At 64.8% G+C, this 19,167-nt stretch carries 20 protein-coding genes; 9 read left to right on the top strand and 11 right to left on the bottom strand.

Going from position 1 to position 19,167, the window contains the following annotated elements; all coding sequences use genetic code 11:
• Positions 1-113 precede the first annotated feature (113 nt).
• From K225_RS0107710 to K225_RS0107685, 6 genes are all read right to left on the bottom strand, one after another.
• Positions 114-476: a DMT family protein gene (locus K225_RS0107710; RefSeq protein WP_026435865.1), complete on the bottom strand. Its 363-nt coding sequence runs from the start codon at positions 474-476 to the stop codon at positions 114-116.
• Between the two features lie 183 nt (positions 477-659).
• Entirely contained in the window at positions 660-1,388 is a 729-nt protein-coding gene (locus K225_RS0107705; protein WP_026435864.1) for an ABC transporter ATP-binding protein, read from the bottom strand.
• 2 nt (positions 1,389-1,390) lie between these two features.
• Complete coding sequence (locus K225_RS0107700) at positions 1,391-2,173, bottom strand: ABC transporter ATP-binding protein (RefSeq protein ID WP_026435863.1); 783 nt, start codon at positions 2,171-2,173, stop codon at positions 1,391-1,393.
• 22 nt (positions 2,174-2,195) lie between these two features.
• Positions 2,196-3,272: an ABC transporter ATP-binding protein gene (locus K225_RS0107695; protein ID WP_026435862.1), complete on the bottom strand. Its 1,077-nt coding sequence runs from the start codon at positions 3,270-3,272 to the stop codon at positions 2,196-2,198.
• Between the two features lie 12 nt (positions 3,273-3,284).
• On the bottom strand, positions 3,285-4,214 hold the full coding sequence (locus K225_RS0107690) for a branched-chain amino acid ABC transporter permease (protein ID WP_026435861.1): 930 nt from the start codon (positions 4,212-4,214) through the stop codon (positions 3,285-3,287).
• Between the two features lie 313 nt (positions 4,215-4,527).
• On the bottom strand, positions 4,528-5,841 hold the full coding sequence (locus K225_RS0107685) for a replication-associated recombination protein A (protein ID WP_034712041.1): 1,314 nt from the start codon (positions 5,839-5,841) through the stop codon (positions 4,528-4,530).
• Between the two features lie 100 nt (positions 5,842-5,941).
• On the opposite strand from K225_RS0107685, the gene K225_RS0107680 reads away from it, so the two are divergent.
• Positions 5,942-6,337, top strand: a complete 396-nt coding sequence (locus K225_RS0107680) for a DUF488 domain-containing protein (RefSeq protein ID WP_026435859.1) — start codon at positions 5,942-5,944, stop codon at positions 6,335-6,337.
• A 159-nt stretch (positions 6,338-6,496) separates the two neighbouring features.
• On the top strand, positions 6,497-7,123 hold the full coding sequence (locus K225_RS0107675; protein WP_026435858.1) for a uracil-DNA glycosylase family protein: 627 nt from the start codon (positions 6,497-6,499) through the stop codon (positions 7,121-7,123).
• Positions 7,124-7,150: 27 nt separating this feature from the next.
• On the opposite strand, the gene lolA is transcribed toward K225_RS0107675, so the two are convergent.
• Together lolA and K225_RS0107665 are read right to left on the bottom strand one after the other, a co-directional pair.
• Positions 7,151-7,783, bottom strand: a complete 633-nt coding sequence (lolA, locus tag K225_RS0107670; protein ID WP_026435857.1) for an outer membrane lipoprotein chaperone LolA — start codon at positions 7,781-7,783, stop codon at positions 7,151-7,153.
• A gap of 38 nt (positions 7,784-7,821) precedes the next feature.
• The gene (locus tag K225_RS0107665; protein ID WP_026435856.1) at positions 7,822-10,155 is read right to left on the bottom strand and encodes a DNA translocase FtsK; all 2,334 of its coding nucleotides are present in this window, start codon (positions 10,153-10,155) and stop codon (positions 7,822-7,824) included.
• 323 nt (positions 10,156-10,478) lie between these two features.
• On the opposite strand from K225_RS0107665, the gene trxB reads away from it, so the two are divergent.
• From trxB to rpmG, 3 genes are all read left to right on the top strand, one after another.
• Positions 10,479-11,432 (top strand): thioredoxin-disulfide reductase, encoded by a 954-nt coding sequence (gene trxB / locus K225_RS0107660; RefSeq protein WP_026435855.1) that lies wholly within the window; start codon positions 10,479-10,481, stop codon positions 11,430-11,432.
• Positions 11,433-11,693: 261 nt separating this feature from the next.
• Positions 11,694-11,927 carry a 50S ribosomal protein L28 gene (rpmB, locus tag K225_RS0107655; RefSeq protein WP_010463481.1) on the top strand — a complete coding sequence of 78 codons (234 nt, stop codon included), beginning with the start codon at positions 11,694-11,696 and terminating at the stop codon, positions 11,925-11,927.
• Positions 11,928-11,938: 11 nt separating this feature from the next.
• Positions 11,939-12,109 (top strand): 50S ribosomal protein L33, encoded by a 171-nt coding sequence (gene rpmG, locus K225_RS0107650; protein WP_008904999.1) that lies wholly within the window; start codon positions 11,939-11,941, stop codon positions 12,107-12,109.
• Positions 12,110-12,236: 127 nt separating this feature from the next.
• Here the strand turns inward: rpmG and K225_RS0107645 are convergent, their stop codons facing one another.
• Together K225_RS0107645 and K225_RS0107640 are read right to left on the bottom strand one after the other, a co-directional pair.
• Entirely contained in the window at positions 12,237-13,451 is a 1,215-nt protein-coding gene (locus tag K225_RS0107645; protein ID WP_026435854.1) for a fatty acid desaturase, read from the bottom strand.
• Positions 13,452-13,531: 80 nt separating this feature from the next.
• Complete coding sequence (locus K225_RS0107640) at positions 13,532-14,806, bottom strand: RsmB/NOP family class I SAM-dependent RNA methyltransferase (RefSeq protein WP_026435853.1); 1,275 nt, start codon at positions 14,804-14,806, stop codon at positions 13,532-13,534.
• A 186-nt stretch (positions 14,807-14,992) separates the two neighbouring features.
• On the opposite strand from K225_RS0107640, the gene K225_RS0107635 reads away from it, so the two are divergent.
• Positions 14,993-15,253, top strand: a complete 261-nt coding sequence (locus K225_RS0107635) for a DUF1653 domain-containing protein (RefSeq protein WP_026435852.1) — start codon at positions 14,993-14,995, stop codon at positions 15,251-15,253.
• A gap of 21 nt (positions 15,254-15,274) precedes the next feature.
• On the opposite strand, the gene purN is transcribed toward K225_RS0107635, so the two are convergent.
• The gene (purN, locus tag K225_RS0107630; protein WP_026435851.1) at positions 15,275-15,856 is read right to left on the bottom strand and encodes a phosphoribosylglycinamide formyltransferase; all 582 of its coding nucleotides are present in this window, start codon (positions 15,854-15,856) and stop codon (positions 15,275-15,277) included.
• 20 nt (positions 15,857-15,876) lie between these two features.
• Here purN and K225_RS0107625 point away from each other — a divergent pair, with 20 nt between their 5' ends.
• The 3 genes from K225_RS0107625 to K225_RS0107615 all read left to right on the top strand — a co-directional run bounded on the left by K225_RS0107625 (position 15,877) and on the right by K225_RS0107615 (position 19,051).
• Positions 15,877-16,578 carry a YceH family protein gene (locus K225_RS0107625; protein ID WP_026435850.1) on the top strand — a complete coding sequence of 234 codons (702 nt, stop codon included), beginning with the start codon at positions 15,877-15,879 and terminating at the stop codon, positions 16,576-16,578.
• Between the two features lie 46 nt (positions 16,579-16,624).
• Positions 16,625-17,806 (top strand): acyl-CoA dehydrogenase family protein, encoded by a 1,182-nt coding sequence (locus tag K225_RS0107620; RefSeq protein ID WP_026435849.1) that lies wholly within the window; start codon positions 16,625-16,627, stop codon positions 17,804-17,806.
• A 129-nt stretch (positions 17,807-17,935) separates the two neighbouring features.
• Positions 17,936-19,051, top strand: coding sequence for an acyl-CoA dehydrogenase family protein (locus K225_RS0107615; RefSeq protein WP_026435848.1), 1,116 nt, complete (start codon positions 17,936-17,938; stop codon positions 19,049-19,051).
• Positions 19,052-19,167: the final 116 nt, after the last annotated feature.

Genomic DNA, 19,167 nt, shown 5'->3' with positions numbered 1-19,167 from the left:
GTTCATGACAGGCGAGTGACCTATTTGTGACTTTGAAAACCCGCGAAGTTTAACCGCCCGCCGCTTCTCGCCGGGCGCCCACCTCGCACCCAAGCGGCGCGAAGCGCCCCCAATCACCCGCTGCGGAAGATGAAATACACCGCGCCGACCATGCACAGACCTGCCCAAAGGTAGTCCCACTTGAGGGGCTGGTCGAGATAGAACACCGCAAACGGCACAAACACCGACAGCGTGATGACCTCTTGCAGGATCTTGAGCTGCCCCACATTGAACTGGGTGTAGCCAATGCGGTTGGCAGGCACCTGCAGCAGGTACTCGAACAGCGCAATGCCCCAGCTGACCAGCGCAGCCACGTACCAGGGCGATGTCGCCAGGTTCTTCAGGTGGCCATACCAGGCAAAGGTCATGAAGACGTTGCTGGCCACCAGCAACACGATGGTTTGCAGGCTGACGGGAAGCGATTGCAGAGAGTTCATGGACACCATGCCACAGAGCAGCCAACACGAAAACACAAGCCAGATATGGTTTTATCCCTTGCCGGATAAACGCCACGAGCTATCCATCGTGGAATATTCCACACCCGGCACAGGATCAACAAAAAAGGCACTGCAGCCAGTGCAGTGCCTTTGGAATAACGCCTGCACCCGCAGGCACCACGCTCACTCGCCCAGATAGGCGGCGCGCACGCGCGGGTCGCTCAGCAGTTCCTGGCCGGGGCCGGTCATGGTGATGAGGCCCGACTCCATGACGTAGCCACGGTCGGCAATGGCGAGGGCCCGGCTGGCGTTCTGCTCCACCAGCAAGATGGTCACTCCCAGGGCGTACACGTCGCGCACCACCTCGAAGATCTTGTCCACCATGATGGGCGACAGGCCCATGGAGGGCTCGTCGAGCAGCAGCACCTTGGGCTGGCTCATCAGCGCCCGGCCCATGGCCAGCATCTGCTGCTCACCACCGCTCATGGTGCCGGCCAGCTGGTCCTTGCGCTCACGCAGGCGCGGGAAGATGGAGAACATCTTCTCGATATCGGCCGCGATGCCCGCCTTGTCGTTGCGGATGTAGGCGCCCATCTGCAGGTTTTCGGTGATGGTCATGCGCGCAAACACGCCGCGGCCTTCCGGCACCATGACCAGGCCCTTCTTCACCAGGTCCCAGGCGCCCTTGCCCCTGATGCTCTCGCCCAGGTATTCGATGTCGCCATCGTTGATGGGCAACGTGCCGGTAATGGCCTTCATGGTGGTGGTCTTGCCGGCGCCGTTGGAGCCGATCAACGACACCAGCTCGCCCTCACGCACTTCGAAGTCCACGCCCTTGACGGCCTGGATACCGCCGTAGGCCACCTTCAGGCCCTTGACCTGCAGCAGTACCTTGTTGGATTTTTCGGCCATTCTCAGTGTCCTCCGGTGCCCAGATAGGCCTCAATCACTTTTTCGTTCTTCTGCACTTCGGCAGGGTTGCCTTCGGCGATCTGCTTGCCGTAGTCGAGCACCGTCACGCGGTCGCACAGGCCCATCACCAGCTTCACATCGTGCTCGATGAGCAGGATGGTGCGGTTGTCGTTGCGGATGCGGTCGATCAGCTCGCGCAGCTGCACCTTCTCGGTGGCATTCATGCCGGCGGCGGGCTCATCGAGCGCAATCAGCTGCGGGTCGGTGGCAAGCGCACGGGCAATCTCCAGGCGGCGCTGGTCGCCATACGAGAGCGTGCGCGCCTTGTAGTCGGCGAACTTGCCAATGCCCACGTAGTCGAGCAGCTCCTGTGCGCGCTTGGCGATGGCCGCCTCTTCCGCCTTGAAGCCCTTGGTGCGCAGCACGGCGCCCAGCAGGCCGGACCTGGTGCGGATGTGGCGGCCTACCATCACGTTCTCCAGGGCCGTCATCTCGGCGAACAGGCGGATGTTCTGGAAGGTGCGGGCGATGCCCGCCTTGGCCACTTCGTGCACGGCCGTGGGCTCGTAGGGCTTGCCGGCCAGCTCGAAGCTGCCGCTGTCGGGCGTGTACAGGCCGGTGATCACGTTGAAGAACGTGGTCTTGCCCGCGCCGTTGGGGCCGATCAGGCCATAGACCTGGCCGCGCTGGATGGTGATGCCCACGTCGGACAGGGCCTGCAGGCCGCCGAAACGCTTGGAAATGCCGGCGACCTTCAGCACCACATCATTGGATTTCTCTGTCATTGCGAACTTTCGGTGGAGTGCTTCAGGTCTTTTGCGTCAGGCTCTTGCCGTGCTCGGGCGTTGGCCACAGGCCGCGGGGGCGCAGCAGCATGATGATGATCATGGCCAGGGCAATCAGCAGCTGGCGCAGGATGGCGGAGTCGATGCGGCCGTCGGTCATGGCCTGCAGCGGGCCGGCCACGTAGCGCAGGACCTCGGGCAGGGCCGACAGCAGCACGGCGCCCAGGATCACGCCGGGGATGTGGCCAATACCGCCCAGCACCACCATGGCGACGATCATGACCGACTCCATCAGGCTGAACGACTCGGGCGACACGAAGCCCTGGAAGGCTCCGAACATGGAACCCGCCACACCACCAAACGAGGCGCCCATGCCAAAGGCGAGCAGCTTCATGTTGCGGGTGTTGATGCCCATGGCCTTGGCGGCAATTTCGTCTTCGCGGATCGCCATCCAGGCACGACCGATGCGCGAGTCCTGCAGGCGGTAGCAAATCACCACGCTGACGACCACCAGTACCAGGAACAGGTAGTAGTAGAGCGTGACGGAGTTGATGTCAAAGCCGAACAATTCGAGCCGCTTGCCCAGATCCAGTCCGAAGATCTTGACCGAGTCGATCTGGCCCATGCCCTTGGGGCCGTTGGTCAGGTTGACGGGATGGTCCAGGTTGTTCAGGAAGATGCGGATGATTTCACCGAAGCCCAGGGTCACGATGGCCAGGTAATCGCCGCGCAGCTTGAGCGTGGGCGCCCCGAGCAAGGCGCCGAAGAACGCCGCCACCAGCGCCGCCAGCGGTATCACCAGCCACAGCGAGGTGTGCAACCCGTTCGGGAACATGGCGGCAAACGCCGCGAAATTGTCTGCCAGGTGCGGCGACGCCATCAGGGCAAACAGGTAGGCACCCACGGCGTAGAACGCCACATAGCCCAGGTCGAGCAGGCCGGCGTAGCCCACCACGATGTTCAGGCCCAGCGCCAGCAGCACATACAGCAGGGCCAGGTCGGCAATGCGCACCCAGGCGTTGCCGAAGGATTGCAGGATCAGTGGCAGCACCAGCAGCGCCACGGCGCCGATGATCCAGTTGGTTTTGGTGTTCTTCATGGCAATAGGTCCTCAGGCGCGGTCGGCCACGCGTTCACCCAGCAGGCCCGAGGGGCGCAGCGTCAGGATGATGATGAGCACGATGAACGCAAAGATGTCGGTGTAGTGGCTGCCCAGCAGGCCGCCCGTGAGCGCGCCGATGTAGCCCGAGCCGATGGCCTCGATCAGGCCCAGCAGGATGCCGCCCACCACGGCACCGGCCAGGTTGCCGATGCCGCCGAACACCGCCGCCGTGAAGGCCTTGAGTCCCGGCAGGAAACCCATGGTGTGCTGCGCCGTGCCGTAGTTGGATGCATACATGATGCCGGCGATGGCCGCCAGAACGGCACCGATGATGAAGGTGGCCGAGATCACCATGTCAGGCTTCACGCCCATGAGCGAAGCCACACGGGGGTTTTCTGCCGTGGCGCGCATGGCACGGCCTAATTTGGTGTAGTTCACCAGGTACATCAGCGCAGCCAGGGCCACCACGGTCACGCCCAGAATCAGGATCTGGGTGGAGGTGATGACGGCCCCGCCCACCTGGAACGGCGTGGCCGGCAGCAAAGTGGGATAGGACTTGTAATTGGGCTTCCAGATGATCATGGCCAGCGTCTGCAGCAGGATCGACATGCCGATGGCCGTGATCAGCGGCGCCAGACGCGGGCTGCTGCGCAGCGGTTTGTAGGCCACCTTCTCGATCGTGAAATTGAGCGCGGCGGCCACCACGCAGGCAATGATGGTGGCCAGCAGCAGAATGAGCCAGCCCGGTGCTCCCGGCATGGCCTCCTGCATGAGTCCGATACAGCTCCAACTGGTGAGAGCGCCGACCATGAGCACTTCGCCATGGGCAAAATTGATCAGCTGAATAATGCCGTACACCATGGTGTAGCCCAAGGCTATCAAGGCGTACATGCTGCCGAGAACCAGACCGTTGATGATCTGCTGCAGCAAAATGTCCATAAGAGAAGTCCTTCGTTTGTGACGTACCCACCGCTTTGGCACCGAAATCGGTACAGCCTTGTGGGCCCGACTGCCATGTAGCAAAAAACCCGCCAGGAATGCAGCTGTGCGGGTTTGAGGACGCGATTGTAGCGAGTAGTTTTCGGCCGTCCGGGCCTTGTCTGGCGGGGTTTTCCCTTGGGTTTGGGATCCATCAGCCGGGGACGCAACGCATAAGAAAGATTGATGGATCTATCTCAAAAACGGAGTAAATGGATTGCCGGCGGCAGGCCGGGCCGGACGCACCGCTCGGCGGCCCGGTCGGTACTGTGACTCAGGGGTTTTCCGGGTCCGCGCTGGCAGCCGCATTGCGCACCCGCAGGTCCCGCAGCTTTTGCGCGATCTTGATTTCCAGGCCCCGCTCCACCGGCTGATAGAAGCCCGGTTCCGCCATGCCTTCGGGCAGGTAACGTTCGCCAGCGGCAAAACCGCCCTCCTCGTCATGGGCGTAGCGGTAACCCTTGCCGTAGTCGAGCGCCTTCATGAGCTGGGTGGGCGCATTGCGCAGGTGCATGGGCACGGGGCGCGTACCGTCTTGCTTCACATGGGCGCGCGCGGCGTTGTATGCCTTGTACACGGCGTTCGATTTGGGCGCCACGGCGAGGTAGATCACGCACTCGGCCAGCGCCAGCTCGCCCTCAGGGCTGCCCAGGCGCTCGTACACCTCGCTGGCGTCGAGCGCCAGGCGCAGCGCGCGCGGGTCGGCCAGGCCCACATCCTCGGCCGCCATGCGCACCAGGCGGCGCGCCAGGTAGCGCGGATCGGCGCCACCGTCGAGCATGCGCACCAGCCAGTACAGCGCGGCGTCGGGGTCGGAGCCGCGCACCGACTTGTGCAGCGCGCTGATGGTGTCGTAGAACTGCTCTCCGCCCTTGTCGTAGCGGCGCATGCGCTCGCCCAGCACGCGGACCACCCAGGCGTCGGTGATCTCGGCCAGCTGCTCCTGGGCGGCCGCCATGGACAGCGTCTCCAGCGTGTTGAGCAGGCGGCGGGCATCGCCATCGGCGTAGGCCACCAGCCGTTCTATTGCTTCGTTTTCAATAGCTGGAAGCGCTTGCTCCTTCTGCGCCAGAGCCACAATTTTTTTCAAATCCGCGATGGACAGCGGTTGCAGCACATACACCGCCGCACGCGACAGCAGGGCCGAGTTGACCTCGAACGACGGATTCTCGGTGGTGGCGCCGATGAAGGTGAACAGCCCGCTCTCGACATGCGGCAAAAACGCGTCCTGCTGGCTCTTGTTGAAGCGGTGCACCTCATCCACAAAGACGATGGTGCGCTGCTGCATGAGGCCGCCCTTGGCCGCCTCGGCACGCTCCACCGCCTCGCGGATGTCCTTGACCCCGCCCAGCACGGCACTGATGCTGATGAACTGCGCATCGAACGCGTCGGCCATCAGGCGCGCAATGGTCGTCTTGCCCACACCGGGCGGGCCCCAGAGGATGCAGCTGTGCGGCCGGCCCGACTCGAACGCCAGGCGCAGCGGCATGCCCGGCCCCAGCACATGCTGCTGGCCGATGACTTCGGAGAGCTGGTGCGGGCGCAGGCGCTCGGCCAGGGGCTGGTGGGAGACGGTGGGCGGTTTCACGTTAGGCGAGGGGCTGCCTTCAATGGTAGCCGGCAATCCAGCCAATGACCGCCGGCTTCTAGAATGGCCCGCATCGCGTCAGCAGCCCCGGAGGATTTCCATGCCCGTGCGCATCGTTCAACTCGGCAGTCCCCGTGCCCCCGGCGAGGGCACCCGCATCGGCACCGTGCGCCGCCCGCCGCGCGGTGTGCCCAAGGAGCAGTTCGCGGCGCAGGACTGGTACGACGTCTGGTACCCCAACCTGGCGCCGGGCCCCGAAACCGTCAAGCAGGCCCAGGCTGCCGCCACGCCCCGGGAATGGGCGGCCTTCGCGCGCAAGTACCGCGCCGAAATGGCCACGCCCGAGAACCGCCACACCCTGGCGCTCCTGGCCCGGATGTCGCGGGACGCGAATTTCTCCGTGGGTTGCTACTGCGAGGACGAGGCCCACTGCCATCGCTCGGTATTGCGCCAACTGCTGGCCGAGGCCGGAGCGCAGATATCCAATCCCCCCTGAGTCGCTTCGCACCTTCCCCCGGGACGCCGCCAACGCGGCGGGGCGGCCCTTGCGCGGCGTCTGCTGGCCTGGGCCGCACCGGTTTCGCATGCGGCGCCGTGCCATGAATCACTGAGAGCCTGTTTACGATCTCGCAGGGGATCGTAAACAGGCTCTGAGATGCACCCACACGACCAAGAACCGCTCGACGCCCTACTCACGCGCGTGCGTGCCTGCCAGCTTTGTGCGGCTCAGTTGCCGCTCGGGCCGCGCCCGGTGCTGCAGGCGCATGCAGATGCGCGCATCCTCATTGCGGGCCAGGCGCCGGGCCGCAGGGTGCATGCCTCGGGCGTGCCCTTCGACGACGCCAGCGGTGAACGCCTGCGCATGTGGATGGGCATCCCGCGCGAGACCTTCTACGACCCACGCCAAGTGGCCATCCTGCCCATGGGCTTTTGTTACCCTGGCCGGGGCACATCGGGCGACCTGCCGCCGCGCCCCGAATGCGCACCGGCCTGGCGCCAACCGCTGCTGGACCGTCTGCCGCAGGTGCGGCTCACTCTCGCGATCGGCCTGTACGCCCTGGCCTGGCACCTGCCCGCCCGCAAGGGCCAGCCGCTGGCGGAGGCAGTACAGAGCACCTGCGCACGGCCGGATGCGCCCGTCCTGGCCCTGCCCCATCCGAGCCCGCGCAACAATGGCTGGCTCCAGCGCCACCCGTGGTTCGAGATCGAGCTGCTGCCCCTGGCACGGGCACGCGTGGCGGCCGCGCTGCCCACCTTGCGCAAAAATGGATCCAGCGCCTGAAACCAGCAGCGATCGAAACTGAAGCGCTTACTGCTTGAGCACATCCGCCCCTGCTGGCGGCTTGAACTGGAAGGTGCCCGGCGGCAGCGCGGCATTGGTCTGCATGCCCGTGAAGCGGATGGCTGAACGCTGGCCAAAGCTGTCCAGGATGTCGAGCGCGGCCAGTTGCTCGCCCGAAAAACCCACGCGCACGCTCTGCAACTGGCCGTCCTTGGCCTTGGGGCGGGCCAGCACCCATTGCAGGCCATCCTGGTCAGGGGCCGCTTCGAGCGTGAACTCGGCCTTCAGCGCCGACAGGTCGGGCGCCGAGGCCACCAGGGCCGCGGGCGTGCTGCCCAGGGCCTGGGCCTGGGTGCGCTGTGTCACCTGGTTCAGGTCGGCGTCGTACAACCACAGCGTCTGCCCATCAGCCACGATGGTCTGCTCAAAAGGCTTCTTGTAGATGAACTTGAAGCGCCCCGGCCGCTGGAACTCGAAGCTGCCGCTGCTGGTTTTGGTGCGCGCGGCCTGGCCGTCCTTCGGGGGCGAGGTGACGACCTGGGTGAAATCGGCGCGACCCGTCTGGCTGCCCTTCATGAAGGACTCCAGGCTTTTCAGGCCGTCAGCGCTTGCCAGTTGTGCACCAGTAGCTATCAAGAAAGTAGCAATCAATTTCTTCAACGGAAACTCCTGTCAGGGGGCAGAAAGCCCGTTCGCGGTCACTCGCTGCGGGTCGGCACCAGCACTTCGCGCTGGCCGCTGGTGGTCAGTCCGCTCACCAGGCCCGCCTTTTCCATGTCTTCGAGCAGCCGCGCCGAACGGTTGTAGCCAATGCGCAGCTTGCGCTGCACGTAGGAGATGCTGGCCTTGCGGTCCTTGAGCACCACTTCGACGGCCTGGTCGTACATGGGGTCTTTCTCGCCCCCATCGCCGCCGCCGTCCCCTGACAGATCACCGTCGCCGTCCACAGTTCCGCCTTCGAGCACGCCATCGATGTAGTCCGGCTCCCCTTGTTGCTTGAGGTAACTGACGACACGGTGCACTTCCTCGTCCGATACGAAGGCCCCATGCACACGGATCGGCAGGCCGGTGCCGCTGGCCATGTAGAGCATGTCACCCATGCCCAGCAGGGCTTCGGCGCCCATCTGGTCGAGGATGGTGCGGCTGTCGATCTTGGAGCCTACCGAGAACGCGATGCGGGTGGGAATATTGGCCTTGATCAGGCCGGTGATCACATCCACGCTGGGGCGCTGCGTGGCCAGGATCAGGTGGATGCCGGCGGCGCGCGCCTTTTGCGCCAGGCGGGCGATCAGCTCTTCGATCTTCTTGCCCACCACCATCATCAGGTCGGCCAGCTCGTCGATGATGACCACGATGTGCGGCAGGCGCTGCAGCGGCTCGGGCTCCTCGGGCGTGAGGCTGAAAGGGTTGTAGATGAACTCCTCGCGCGCCATGGCCTCGTCGATCTTGGTGTTGTAACCGGCCAGGTTGCGCACACCCAGCTTGCTCATGAGCTTGTAGCGGCGCTCCATCTCGCCCACGCACCAGTTCAGGCCGTGCGCGGCCTGCTTCATGTCGGTGACCACGGGGGCCAGCAGGTGCGGAATGCCTTCGTACACCGACATTTCCAGCATCTTGGGGTCGATCATCAAGAGGCGCACATCGCGCGCCTCGGCCTTGTACAAAAGCGAAAGGATCATCGCGTTGATCCCCACCGACTTGCCCGAGCCCGTGGTACCGGCCACCAGCACGTGTGGCATCTTGGCCAGGTCGGCCACCACCGGGTTGCCCACGATGTCCTTGCCCAGGCCCATGGTGAGCATGCTCTTGGCCTCGTGGTAGACCTGCGAGCCCAGGATTTCGGACAGGCGGATGGATTGGCGCTTGGCGTTGGGCAGCTCCAGCGCCATGTAGTTCTTGCCCGGGATGGTCTCCACCACGCGGATCGAGACCAGGCTGAGGGAGCGCGCCAGGTCCTTGGCCAGGCCGACGATCTGCGAACCTTTCACGCCGGTGGCGGGCTCGATCTCGTAACGCGTGATCACGGGGCCGGGCATGGCCGCGACCACGCGCACTTCCACGCCGAAGTCCTTGAGCTTCTTCTCGATGAGGCGGCTGGTCATCTCCAGCGTCTCGGGCGCCACGGTTTCCTGGCGCTGCAATGCGCTGTCGAGCAGATCCACCAGCGGCAGCTTGCTGTCGGGCATTTCGGTGAACAGGGGTTTTTGCCGCTCTTTCACCACGCGGGCGCTCTGCGGCACATCCACCAGCACCGGCTCGATGATCTGCACCGGCTGCGGGTGGTGTTCTTCGCTTTCGGTGCGTTCCTCCAGCACCACCACCGCGCGCTCACGCGCAGCCTTGCGGCCCACGGCCACATCCTTGGCCACTTCGCGCTGGGCGCGGCGCGACTGAACCAGGGCATCAATCCGCGCACCCAGCACCTCGGCCACATGCCCCCAGGAAAAGCGGAACACCAGCGCCACCCCCAGCACCAGCAGCACGATGCCCAGCAGGCCCGAGCCGGTAAAGCCCAGCCATTTCACGCTGGCAGGCCCCACAAGGTAGCCCAGCACGCCACCGGCATGCCCCGGCAGCAAGGCTTCGAGCCGGTACAGGCGCGACCATTCGAGCGCGGTGCTGGCGCCCATCAGCAGCACCAGCCCCCCCCAGAACAGGGAGCGCCGCACGGCAGGGCTGACGGTGCCCGCCGCCGCTTCGCCACCACGCATCCACCGCGCCAGCGAGGCAATCCAGGCTCGCACCCCTGCCGCCACACACCACCACACCGAAAATCCCAGTGCGAAATAGCTGCCATCGGCCAGCCAGGCACCAAAACGCCCCGCCCAGTTGGCCACCAGTGGGTCGCCGCGCGTGCCCGAAGTGGACCAGGCAGCGTCCTGTGCGGAATAGCTGACCAGGGCCAGCAGCCAGAAAACCAGCGCCAAAAGGCCCACGACCAGGCCTATTTCGTGGCCAAAGCGGGCCGCACCGGTGCGAGGCGCAGACTTGGCCGAAGAAGATGCATTCAGGGTATTGAGGGAGTAGGTCATAAGCGTGCCGGACAAGCTTACCCCATGCACGGCGGGGCTTGCCCCACCCCCCGCCGCCACGCTGCCACACCGCCACGCACGCTCACACTCTGTAACGCAAGTGACGCTATCTTGCTGTTTTGCCGCGACCACATGGCAGCCAGGACCCCGTCCCCCTTGATCCGGCAAGCAGTATCACCAGGGCTTTTCCATGGGTTCTTACAATCGCGCTGATTGATAAGGCGTCACCAGAAAAAGCCGCGCGCGGTGGATACTTCATAGCTGATTCCGCATTTTTTCAACAGCAGCTGCCTTGAGGCAACTGCACCACACAGGTTTTGTCCATGTCCTCCACCCAACACGCGAAAGTTCTGATCCTCGGCTCCGGCCCTGCAGGCTACACGGCGGCCGTCTATGCGGCACGCGCCAACCTGAACCCGGTGCTCATCACCGGCATCGCGCAGGGCGGCCAGCTCATGACCACCACCGAGGTGGACAACTGGCCCGCCGATGTGCACGGCGTGCAGGGCCCCGACCTGATGCAGCGCTTTCTGGAGCACGCCGAGCGCTTCAAGACGCAGATCATCTTTGACCACATCAACAAGGTTGATTTCAGCCAGCGCCCCTTCACGCTCACGGGCGACAGCGGCACCTACACCTGCGACTCGCTGATCATCGCCACCGGCGCATCGGCCAAATACCTGGGCCTGCCCTCGGAAGAGGCCTTCATGGGCAAGGGCGTGTCAGGCTGCGCCACCTGCGACGGTTTCTTTTACCGTGACCAGGACGTGTGCGTGGTGGGCGGCGGCAACACGGCCGTGGAAGAAGCCCTGTACCTGTCCAACATCGCCCGCAAGGTGACGCTGGTGCACCGGCGCGACAAGTTCAAGGCCGAGCCCATCCTCGTGGACAAGCTCAACGAGAAAGTGGCGGCCGGCAAGATCGAACTCAAGGTGTTCCACACCCTGGACCAGGTGCTGGGTGACAACACCGGCGTGACCGGCATCCGCATCAAGAGCACGCTCGACGGCAGCACCCAGGACATCGCACTGCAGGGCTGCTTCATTGCCATCGGCCACGCGCCCAACACCGAGATCTTCCAGGGCCAGCTGACCATGGAAAACGGCTATATCGTCACGCAGGGCGGGCTCAAGGGCTTTGCCACCCAGACCAGCGTGCCCGGCATCTTTGCCGCGGGCGACGTGCAGGACCATGTCTACCGCCAGGCCATCACCAGCGCCGGCACGGGTTGCATGGCGGCACTCGATGCCCAGCGCTTCCTGGAACAGGAAGCTTGACGAGGCGAAGGCCCCCACGCTCCGCCGCCGCGCGGGCCGCTGCCCCCGGGGGCTTTTTTGTCTTGGGGCGGCCCGGCGACAAAAACTGGGCATCAGGCTATAATCTGCGGCTTTGCTGAATTCGGCCCGCTTTGCGGCACCCCGAAACAGCAAATCGGGTTACCGCCACCCTTTCTGGCGAGGTGAGGCCGCAAGCCATCCTGGGCAAACAAACAGCCCAGGGCTCAGCGAACGGCCGTTTATCAGTATCGGAGTGTCCTCATGGCACGCGTCTGCGACGTAACGGGCAAGAAGCCCATGACGGGGAACAATGTTTCCCACGCCAACAACAAAACCAAGCGCCGGTTCCTGCCGAACCTGCAATACCGCCGTTTCTGGGTCGAGACCGAAAACCGCTGGGTGCGCCTGCGTGTTTCGAGCGCTGCCCTGCGTTTGATCGACAAGAACGGTATCGACTCGGTGCTCGCAGACCTGCGTGCCCGTGGCCAGGCTTAAGGAGTAGCACCATGGCAAGCAAAGGCGGACGCGACAAGATCAAGCTGGAATCCACTGCGGGTACCGGCCACTTCTACACCACGACCAAGAACAAGAAGACCATGCCCGAGAAGATGCTGATCATGAAATTTGATCCCAAGGCTCGCAAGCATGTGGAATACAAGGAAATGAAGCTGAAGTAATCCAGCCTCAGGTCTTTCGGAAAAACCGCCCCGCCGCAAGCTTGGGCGGTTTTTTCATGCCCGCAGGCGGGTGCAGGCCACGGGCGTGGCAAGGAACCTGCATGCAGCTCAGGCGCTGGGCTGGCACTCAGGCCTGCGCCGCACGCAGGCGCATCGAAAAATCACGCAGCACGGCAATGCCGCTGTCCTCGGCCCGGCGGCACCAGGCCTGCAGGTCCGCCGTGAGCTGCTCGCGCGAGTGCGAAGTGTTGAGCCACAGCTGGCGCAGTTCTTCGCGCATGGAGATCATCTTGTCGAGCACCGGTGATGCGGCGCGCACCTGGGCCAATTGCGGCAGAACCACGGCAGGCACCTTCTCGACATCCCGGTGCAGCCAGCGCATGGCGACGTTCAGCACCGATGCATCGGCCTGGCGCGCCTGCAATGCGGCCATTTCGGCCTTGCAGGCCTGGCGCACACCGCGCGCATAGGCGGCCATGACCTCGTAGCGGTTGGCAATCAGGGCCTCCAGTGTCTTTGCATCGGCCACGGGTTTCACATCGCCCAGTTGCAATCGGGGTGGCACCTTCTTGACCGTGGCCCAGCCGATCGCCTGCATCAGGCGGATGTAGGCCCAGCCAATGTCCAACTCATAGGGCTTGATCGAGAACCTGGCCGACGTCGGATAGGTGTGGTGGTTGTTGTGCAGCTCCTCGCCACCAATGAGGATGCCCCAGGGCGAGAGATTGGTGCTGGCGTCCTGCGCCTCGAAGTTGCGGTAGCCCCAGTAGTGGCCCACGCCGTTGACCACGCCAGCCGCCCAGAAGGGAATCCAGGCCATCTGCACCGCCCACACGGCTGCGCCGAGCGCGCCAAACAGGGCCAGATCCAGGACCAGCATGAGCGCCACCCCCTGCCAGCGCAAGCGGCTGTATAGATTGCGCTCGATCCAGTCATTGGGCGTGCCGTGGCCGAACTTCTGGATCGTTTCCATATTCGTCGACTCGGCGCGGTACAGCTCGGCGCCACGCCACATCACGGTGCCAAGGCCGCGTGTCTGGGGGCTGTGGGGATCGTCCACGGTTTCGCATCTGGCGTGGTGCTTGCGGTGGATGGCCACCCATTCCCGGGTGACCATGCCCGTGGCTATCCACAGCCAGAAACGGAAAAAATGCGCTGGAATGGGATGCAGGTCCAGCGCACGGTGCGCCTGGGCGCGGTGCAGGAAAATCGTGACCGCGGCAATGGTGATGTGGGTGGTGGCCAGGGTGTACAGCACGATCTGCCACCAGGCCAGGCCCCACAAGCCATGGGCCAGCCAATCCATGGCGGCGTTCAGGGCCACCCCATCCGGCAACAGCATGTTCAAGACTCCTTGTTTCCCATACCCCATCCACCACGCCCCACGGCCGCTGGTGCGGAAATACCGCGTCCCGCTGCGGTTCAGCCCTTTTTGACCCAGACCGCCGCGAAAAATCCGTCGGTCTGGTGGACATGGGGCCACAAACGCAAATAACCACTGCCGGTATCACCACCGCTGCACAGCCCCCTGGCGCCCTCCACCTTGAGTTGCTCCAGCAATTCACCGGCGTCCAGCAGGCGGAAGTCCGTGTGCGCGGCGCTGAAAGCCTCGGCAATGGCCTCATTTTCCTGCGGCAGGATGCTGCAGGTGGCATACACCAGCCGTCCGCCCGGCTTGAGCAGGCGGGCGGCGCTGTCCAGAATGGCCGTTTGCTTGACCACCAGTTCGTCCACCGCCTTGGGCGACTGGCGCCACTTGAGATCGGGGTTGCGGCGCAGCGTGCCCAGGCCCGAGCAGGGTGCGTCCACCAGCACGCGGTCGATCTTGCCGGCCAGGCGCTTGATGCGCTCGTCCCGCTCGTGGGCGATGGCTGCCGGGTGCACATTCGACAGGCCGCTGCGCGCCAGCCGCGGCTTGAGCGCATCGAGCCGGTGGGCCGACACGTCAAACGCATACAGGCGGCCGGTGCTGCGCATGCTGGCGCCAATGGCCAGCGTCTTGCCGCCCGCGCCCGCGCAAAAATCCACCACCATCTCGCCGCGCTTGGCGTCCAGCAGCAGGGCCAGCAACTGCGAGCCCTCGTCCTGCACCTCGATGGCGCCGCGCGTGAACGCATCGAGCTTGGTCAGCGCAGGCTTGTCGTCCACGCGCAGGCCCCAGGGCGAATACGGCGCGGGATGCGCCTTGATACCGGCCTTGGCCAGCTCCTTTTGCACATCGGCGCGCTTGTCCTTGAGCGCATTGACACGCAGGTCCAGTGGCGCGCTCTGTGCCAGGCTCTCCACCAGCGGCCAGAAACCCTCCCCCAGCTGGTCCTTGAGGGGCTTGACCAGCCATTCGGGCAGGTTGTGGCGATGGCGCTCCATCAGGTCATCCACTGTGACCGCATCACACTGGTCCAGCCAGTTCTTCTCCTGATCGGTCAGCGCGCTCTTGAGAAAATCGCGCGGGCCATGAAAGCCGAGGATGGCCAGGCGGCGCTCCTTGGGGCCCGAGCCCGAGGGCGCCATGTGGTCGAACAGCAGCTTCTTGCGCAGCACGGTGTAAACCGTCTCGGCCAGCGTGGCACGTTCGCGGGGGCCCAGGCCCCGGTTATCGCGGAAGAATCGTGACACCACCGCGTCGGCGGGGTGTTCAAACGTAAGGGTGAGCCTGACAAGTTCGGCGCAGGCGTCGAGAAGGACTTTGGGATGCATGCCCCGATTGTCCCACCGACACCCTGATCGGTGCATGCACCTCACCCCGAGACGCAGCGGCACAGCGGCCCTTCTGCGTCAGCCGGCACTGCCGCAGCCGCCTGCGGGACGGCTCGTTGCGAGCGCACCAGGCGCGCACAATCTGCGCCTCCCCTCTGTACTGCTCTGATTCACCGCCCTTCCCCCATGACCGACGAAGACCTGCCCGCACTCATCCGCACGCCACCTGGCCTCTACCGCCACTACAAGGGAATGCTCTATCAGGTGATCGACACCGTGCGCCACAGCGAGACGCTGGAGCCCATGACGCTGTACCGCGCGCTTTACGGCCAGCGGGGCCTGTGGGTGCGCCCTGCAGCCATGTTTCTGGAAAACGTTTCGGTGGATGGGCAGTTGCGGCCCCGCTTTGAGCGCTGCAGCGATGCGACCCCTGACATGGAGAGCTGACCCTCCGTTGCGCCAACGCAGTTACAAGGCTTGCACCAGCGCCCGCACAGCGCGCGGGTAGATCACATGTTCCTGGGTGAGCACACGCGCCGCCAGCGTATCGGCCGTGTCCCCCGGCAGCACAGGCACCACGGCCTGGTCCAGGATCGGGCCCACGTCCAGTTCGGCCGTCACCTGGTGCACCGTCACACCGGCAAACCTGCAGCCCGCATCAATGGCGCGCTGGTGCGTGTGCAGCCCGGTGAAAGCCGGCAGCAGCGAGGGGTGGATGTTGATGAGCCGCCCCGCGTAATGCGCCACAAAACCCGGCGTGAGGATGCGCATGAACCCGGCCAGCACCACCAGGGCGGGCTGATGGCGGTCGATGGTGGCGGCCAGTTCGGCGTCAAAGGCCTCGCGGCTGGCAAAGGCCTTGTGGTCCAGCACCTCGGTGGCAATGCCCTGCGCGCGGGCAAAAACCAGCCCGCCGGCATCGGCTTTGTTGCTGACCACGGCGGCCACGCGCGCGCCATAGCGCTGCTCCCAGTTTTCCTGCTGCGCGGTTCGGACGATGGTGGCCATGTTGGAGCCGCCGCCAGAGATCAAAATCACAATGTTTTTCATTGCCTGCAATTATCCCCGCCATGCCGTTCGACCCTCGTACCCGCCCCCTCACACCCCAAGAAGCCCGCGTGCTCGCCACCCTGATGGAGAAGGCCCGCACCGTGCCCGACAGCTACCCCATGTCGCTCAACGGCCTGCTGACCGGCTGCAACCAGAAGACCAGCCGCGACCCGGTGATGCAGCTGAGCGATGCCCAGGCGCAGGAAGCGTTGGATTCGCTCAAGCTGCTGAGCCTGGCGTTCGAGAGCAGCGGCAACCGCACCACCCGCTGGGAGCACAACTTCCAGCGCGGCGTGGGCGTGCCCGAGCAGTCGGCGGTGCTGCTGGGCCTCTTGATGCTGCGCGGCCCGCAGACGGCGGGCGAGCTGCGCATCAACGCCGAGCGCTGGTACCGCTTTGCCGACATCTCCTCGGTAGAAGCCTTTCTGGACGAACTGCAGGAGCGCAGCGCCGAAAAAGGCGGCCCGCTGGTCGTGCAGCTGCCCCGCGCGCCCGGCGCCCGTGAGCAGCGCTGGGCGCATTTGATGTGCGGGCCCGTGGACACCACCCCCAGCCATGTGCCCGCAGGCAGTGTGGGCTCAGCCCCGTCGCCCGCCCTGCAGGCCCGTGTGGATGCCCTGGAGGCCGAAGTGGCCATCCTCCGAAATACCGTGCAGCGGCTGTGTTCCGAACTGGGCATTTCCCCTGACTTCAGTCCAATGTCGCCACCCGGACAGGAGTGAAACGAACGCCCGTGCTACAACAGCGGAATCATTTGGAGACAAACCGATGGATCTCGCATTCACACCCGAAGAACAGGCCTTCCGCGAAGAAGTTCGCGCATGGGTTCACGCCCACCTGCCCAAGGAAATTTCCCACAAGGTGCACAACGCCCTGCGCCTGACCCGCACCGACATGCAGGGTTGGGCCAAGATTTTGGGCCAAAAGGGCTGGCTCGGTTTTGGCTGGCCGAAGGAGTTTGGCGGCCCCGGCTGGACGGCCGTGCAAAAGCACCTGTTTGAAGAAGAATGCGCCCTCGCCGGCGCACCCCGCATCATCCCCTTCGGCCCCGTGATGGTAGCCCCGGTGATCATGGCGTTTGGCAATGCCGAGCAGCAAAAGCGCTTCTTGCCCGGCATCGCCAGCGGCGAAGTGTGGTGGAGCCAGGGCTACAGCGAACCGGGCTCGGGCTCGGACCTGGCCAGCGTCAAGACCCGCGCCGAGCGCGTGGGCGACAAATACATCGTCAACGGCCAGAAGACCTGGACCACGCTGGGCCAGCACGGCGACTGGATGTTCAACCTGGTGCGCACCAGTACCGAGGGCAAGCCGCAGACCGGCATCTCCTTCCTGCTGCTGGACATGAAGTCCAAGGGCGTGACCGTGCGCCCCATCAAGCTGCTGGACGGCGAGTGTGAAGTCAATGAAGTGTTCTTCGACAACGTCGAGGTGCCTGCCGAGAACCTGATCGGTGAAGAGAACAAGGGCTGGACCTACGCCAAGCACCTGCTGAGCCACGAGCGCACCAACATCGCCGACGTGAACCGCAGCAAGCGCGAGCTGGAGCGCCTGAAGCGCATCGCCCGGGCCGAAGGCGTGTGGGAGGACCAACGTTTCCGCGACCAGATCGCGCTGCTGGAAGTGGACATCGTGGCGCTGGAAATGCTGGTGCTGCGCGTGCTATCCAACGAGAAGTCGGGCAAGAACTCGCTCGACATCGCCGGCCTGCTCAAGATCAAGGGCAGCGAGATCCAGCAGCGCTACGCCGAGCTGATGATGCTGGCCGCAGGCCCCTTTGCCATGCCCTTCATCGAAGAAGCCATGGAAGCCGGCTGGCAGGGCAACTTCCCCGGCGGCGTCACCGCCAACGCGCCGCTGGCATCCACTTACTTCAACCTGCGCAAGACCACCATCTACGGTGGCTCGAACGAGGTCCAACGCAACATCGTGGCGCAGACCGTTCTGGGCTGACGCCCAGTACGGTCCGCGCCTTGCGCGACAGAACTGCTCCCCCGTGCCCCCTCCGGGAGGGGGTTCCCGATAGAGCTTCGCTGGTTGTTGAGGGCGCCACGGCGCCACAACCAGCACAAGGAGAGACACATGGATTTCGATTTTTCTGACGACCAGGAACAGCTGCGCGACGCCGTGCGCAAGTGGGTGGACAAGGGCTACACGTTCGAGCGCCGCCGCGCTGCCGTAGCCGCGGGTGGTTTTGACCGCGCCGCCTGGAACGAACTGGCCGAGCTGGGCCTGACCGCACTCACCGTGCCCGAAGCGCACGACGGCATGGGCCAGGGCGCGATCGACGCCATGGTGGTGGCCGAAGAACTGGGCCGCGGCATTGTGCTGGAGCCCATTGCCCAGGCCTTCATCGCCTGCAGCGTGCTGTCGCACTACGCACCGGCCGACATGCAATCGGCCTGGCTGCCCCGCGTGGCCAGCGGCGAGGCGCTGGTGGTACTGGCGCAGCAGGAGCGCAAGGCGCGCTACCGCCTGGATGTTTGCGAGGCCAAAGCGGCTCCGGCGCAATCAGGCTATGCGGTAACAGCTACTAAAAGCGTAGTACCCGCTGGCGACAAGGCGGACGCCTTCATCGTGCCCGCACAGCTCAACGGCAAGATCGCCCTCTTCCTGGTCGAGCGCACTGCGAGCGGCGTGACCACGCAGGGTTACGTCACGCAAGATGGCAGCCGCGCCGCCGAAGTGCAGCTGAGCAATGCCCCCGCCACGCTCATCACCACCGATGGCCTGGCCGCGCTGGAGCTGGCCGTGGACACCGGCATCGCCGCCACCTGCGCCGAAGCCGTGGGCGTGATGGGCAAGACCGTCGCCATCACCGTCGAATACATGAACCAGCGCAAGCAGTTCGGCGTGTTCATTGCCAGCTTCCAGGCGCTGCGCCACCGCGTGGCCGACATGAAGATGCAGCTGGAGCTGGCCCGCTCGATGAGCTACTACGCCAGCCTCAAGCTCGGCGCGCCCGCGGACGAACGCCGCCGCGCCATGGCCCGCGCCAAGGTGCAGCTGGGCCAGTCCATGCGCTTCGTGGGCCAGCAGGCCGTGCAACTGCATGGTGGCATCGGCGTGACGGACGAATACATCGTGAGCCACTACTTCAAGAAGCTCACCCAACTCGAAGTGGCTTTTGGCGACACGCTGCACCACCTGGGTGAAGTGTCGGCGCGCATGCAGGACACCGCGGGTGTGTTTGCCTGAGGCCAGGTTCCCGCCGCCCGAAAAACCGCCTTCGGGCCAATGCCAGTCAGTTAAGCTTGGCTTGATCTGATTGGCAGTAAAAAGGGAACGTGTTTCACGTTCCCTTTTTATTTTGT

The organism is Acidovorax sp. JHL-9 (assembly GCF_000426205.1).
Classification (GTDB): domain Bacteria; phylum Pseudomonadota; class Gammaproteobacteria; order Burkholderiales; family Burkholderiaceae_C; genus Acidovorax; species Acidovorax soli.
Note: the sequence above shows the minus strand (reverse complement) of the source record. Positions and strands in the feature narration are given on the sequence as shown.

Coding starts and splice junctions, on each gene's coding strand:
- K225_RS0107710 (WP_026435865.1), bottom strand. CDS start 476: ATGAACTCTCTGCAATCGCTTCCCGTCAGCCTGCAAACCATCGTGTTG.
- K225_RS0107705 (WP_026435864.1), bottom strand. CDS start 1,388: ATGGCCGAAAAATCCAACAAGGTACTGCTGCAGGTCAAGGGCCTGAAG.
- K225_RS0107700 (WP_026435863.1), bottom strand. CDS start 2,173: ATGACAGAGAAATCCAATGATGTGGTGCTGAAGGTCGCCGGCATTTCC.
- K225_RS0107695 (WP_026435862.1), bottom strand. CDS start 3,272: ATGAAGAACACCAAAACCAACTGGATCATCGGCGCCGTGGCGCTGCTG.
- K225_RS0107690 (WP_026435861.1), bottom strand. CDS start 4,214: ATGGACATTTTGCTGCAGCAGATCATCAACGGTCTGGTTCTCGGCAGC.
- K225_RS0107680 (WP_026435859.1), top strand. CDS start 5,942: ATGCCCGTGCGCATCGTTCAACTCGGCAGTCCCCGTGCCCCCGGCGAG.
- K225_RS0107675 (WP_026435858.1), top strand. CDS start 6,497: ATGCACCCACACGACCAAGAACCGCTCGACGCCCTACTCACGCGCGTG.
- K225_RS0107665 (WP_026435856.1), bottom strand. CDS start 10,155: ATGACCTACTCCCTCAATACCCTGAATGCATCTTCTTCGGCCAAGTCT.
- trxB (WP_026435855.1), top strand. CDS start 10,479: ATGTCCTCCACCCAACACGCGAAAGTTCTGATCCTCGGCTCCGGCCCT.
- rpmB (WP_010463481.1), top strand. CDS start 11,694: ATGGCACGCGTCTGCGACGTAACGGGCAAGAAGCCCATGACGGGGAAC.
- rpmG (WP_008904999.1), top strand. CDS start 11,939: ATGGCAAGCAAAGGCGGACGCGACAAGATCAAGCTGGAATCCACTGCG.
- K225_RS0107645 (WP_026435854.1), bottom strand. CDS start 13,451: ATGCTGTTGCCGGATGGGGTGGCCCTGAACGCCGCCATGGATTGGCTG.
- K225_RS0107640 (WP_026435853.1), bottom strand. CDS start 14,806: ATGCATCCCAAAGTCCTTCTCGACGCCTGCGCCGAACTTGTCAGGCTC.
- K225_RS0107635 (WP_026435852.1), top strand. CDS start 14,993: ATGACCGACGAAGACCTGCCCGCACTCATCCGCACGCCACCTGGCCTC.
- purN (WP_026435851.1), bottom strand. CDS start 15,856: ATGAAAAACATTGTGATTTTGATCTCTGGCGGCGGCTCCAACATGGCC.
- K225_RS0107625 (WP_026435850.1), top strand. CDS start 15,877: ATGCCGTTCGACCCTCGTACCCGCCCCCTCACACCCCAAGAAGCCCGC.
- K225_RS0107620 (WP_026435849.1), top strand. CDS start 16,625: ATGGATCTCGCATTCACACCCGAAGAACAGGCCTTCCGCGAAGAAGTT.
- K225_RS0107615 (WP_026435848.1), top strand. CDS start 17,936: ATGGATTTCGATTTTTCTGACGACCAGGAACAGCTGCGCGACGCCGTG.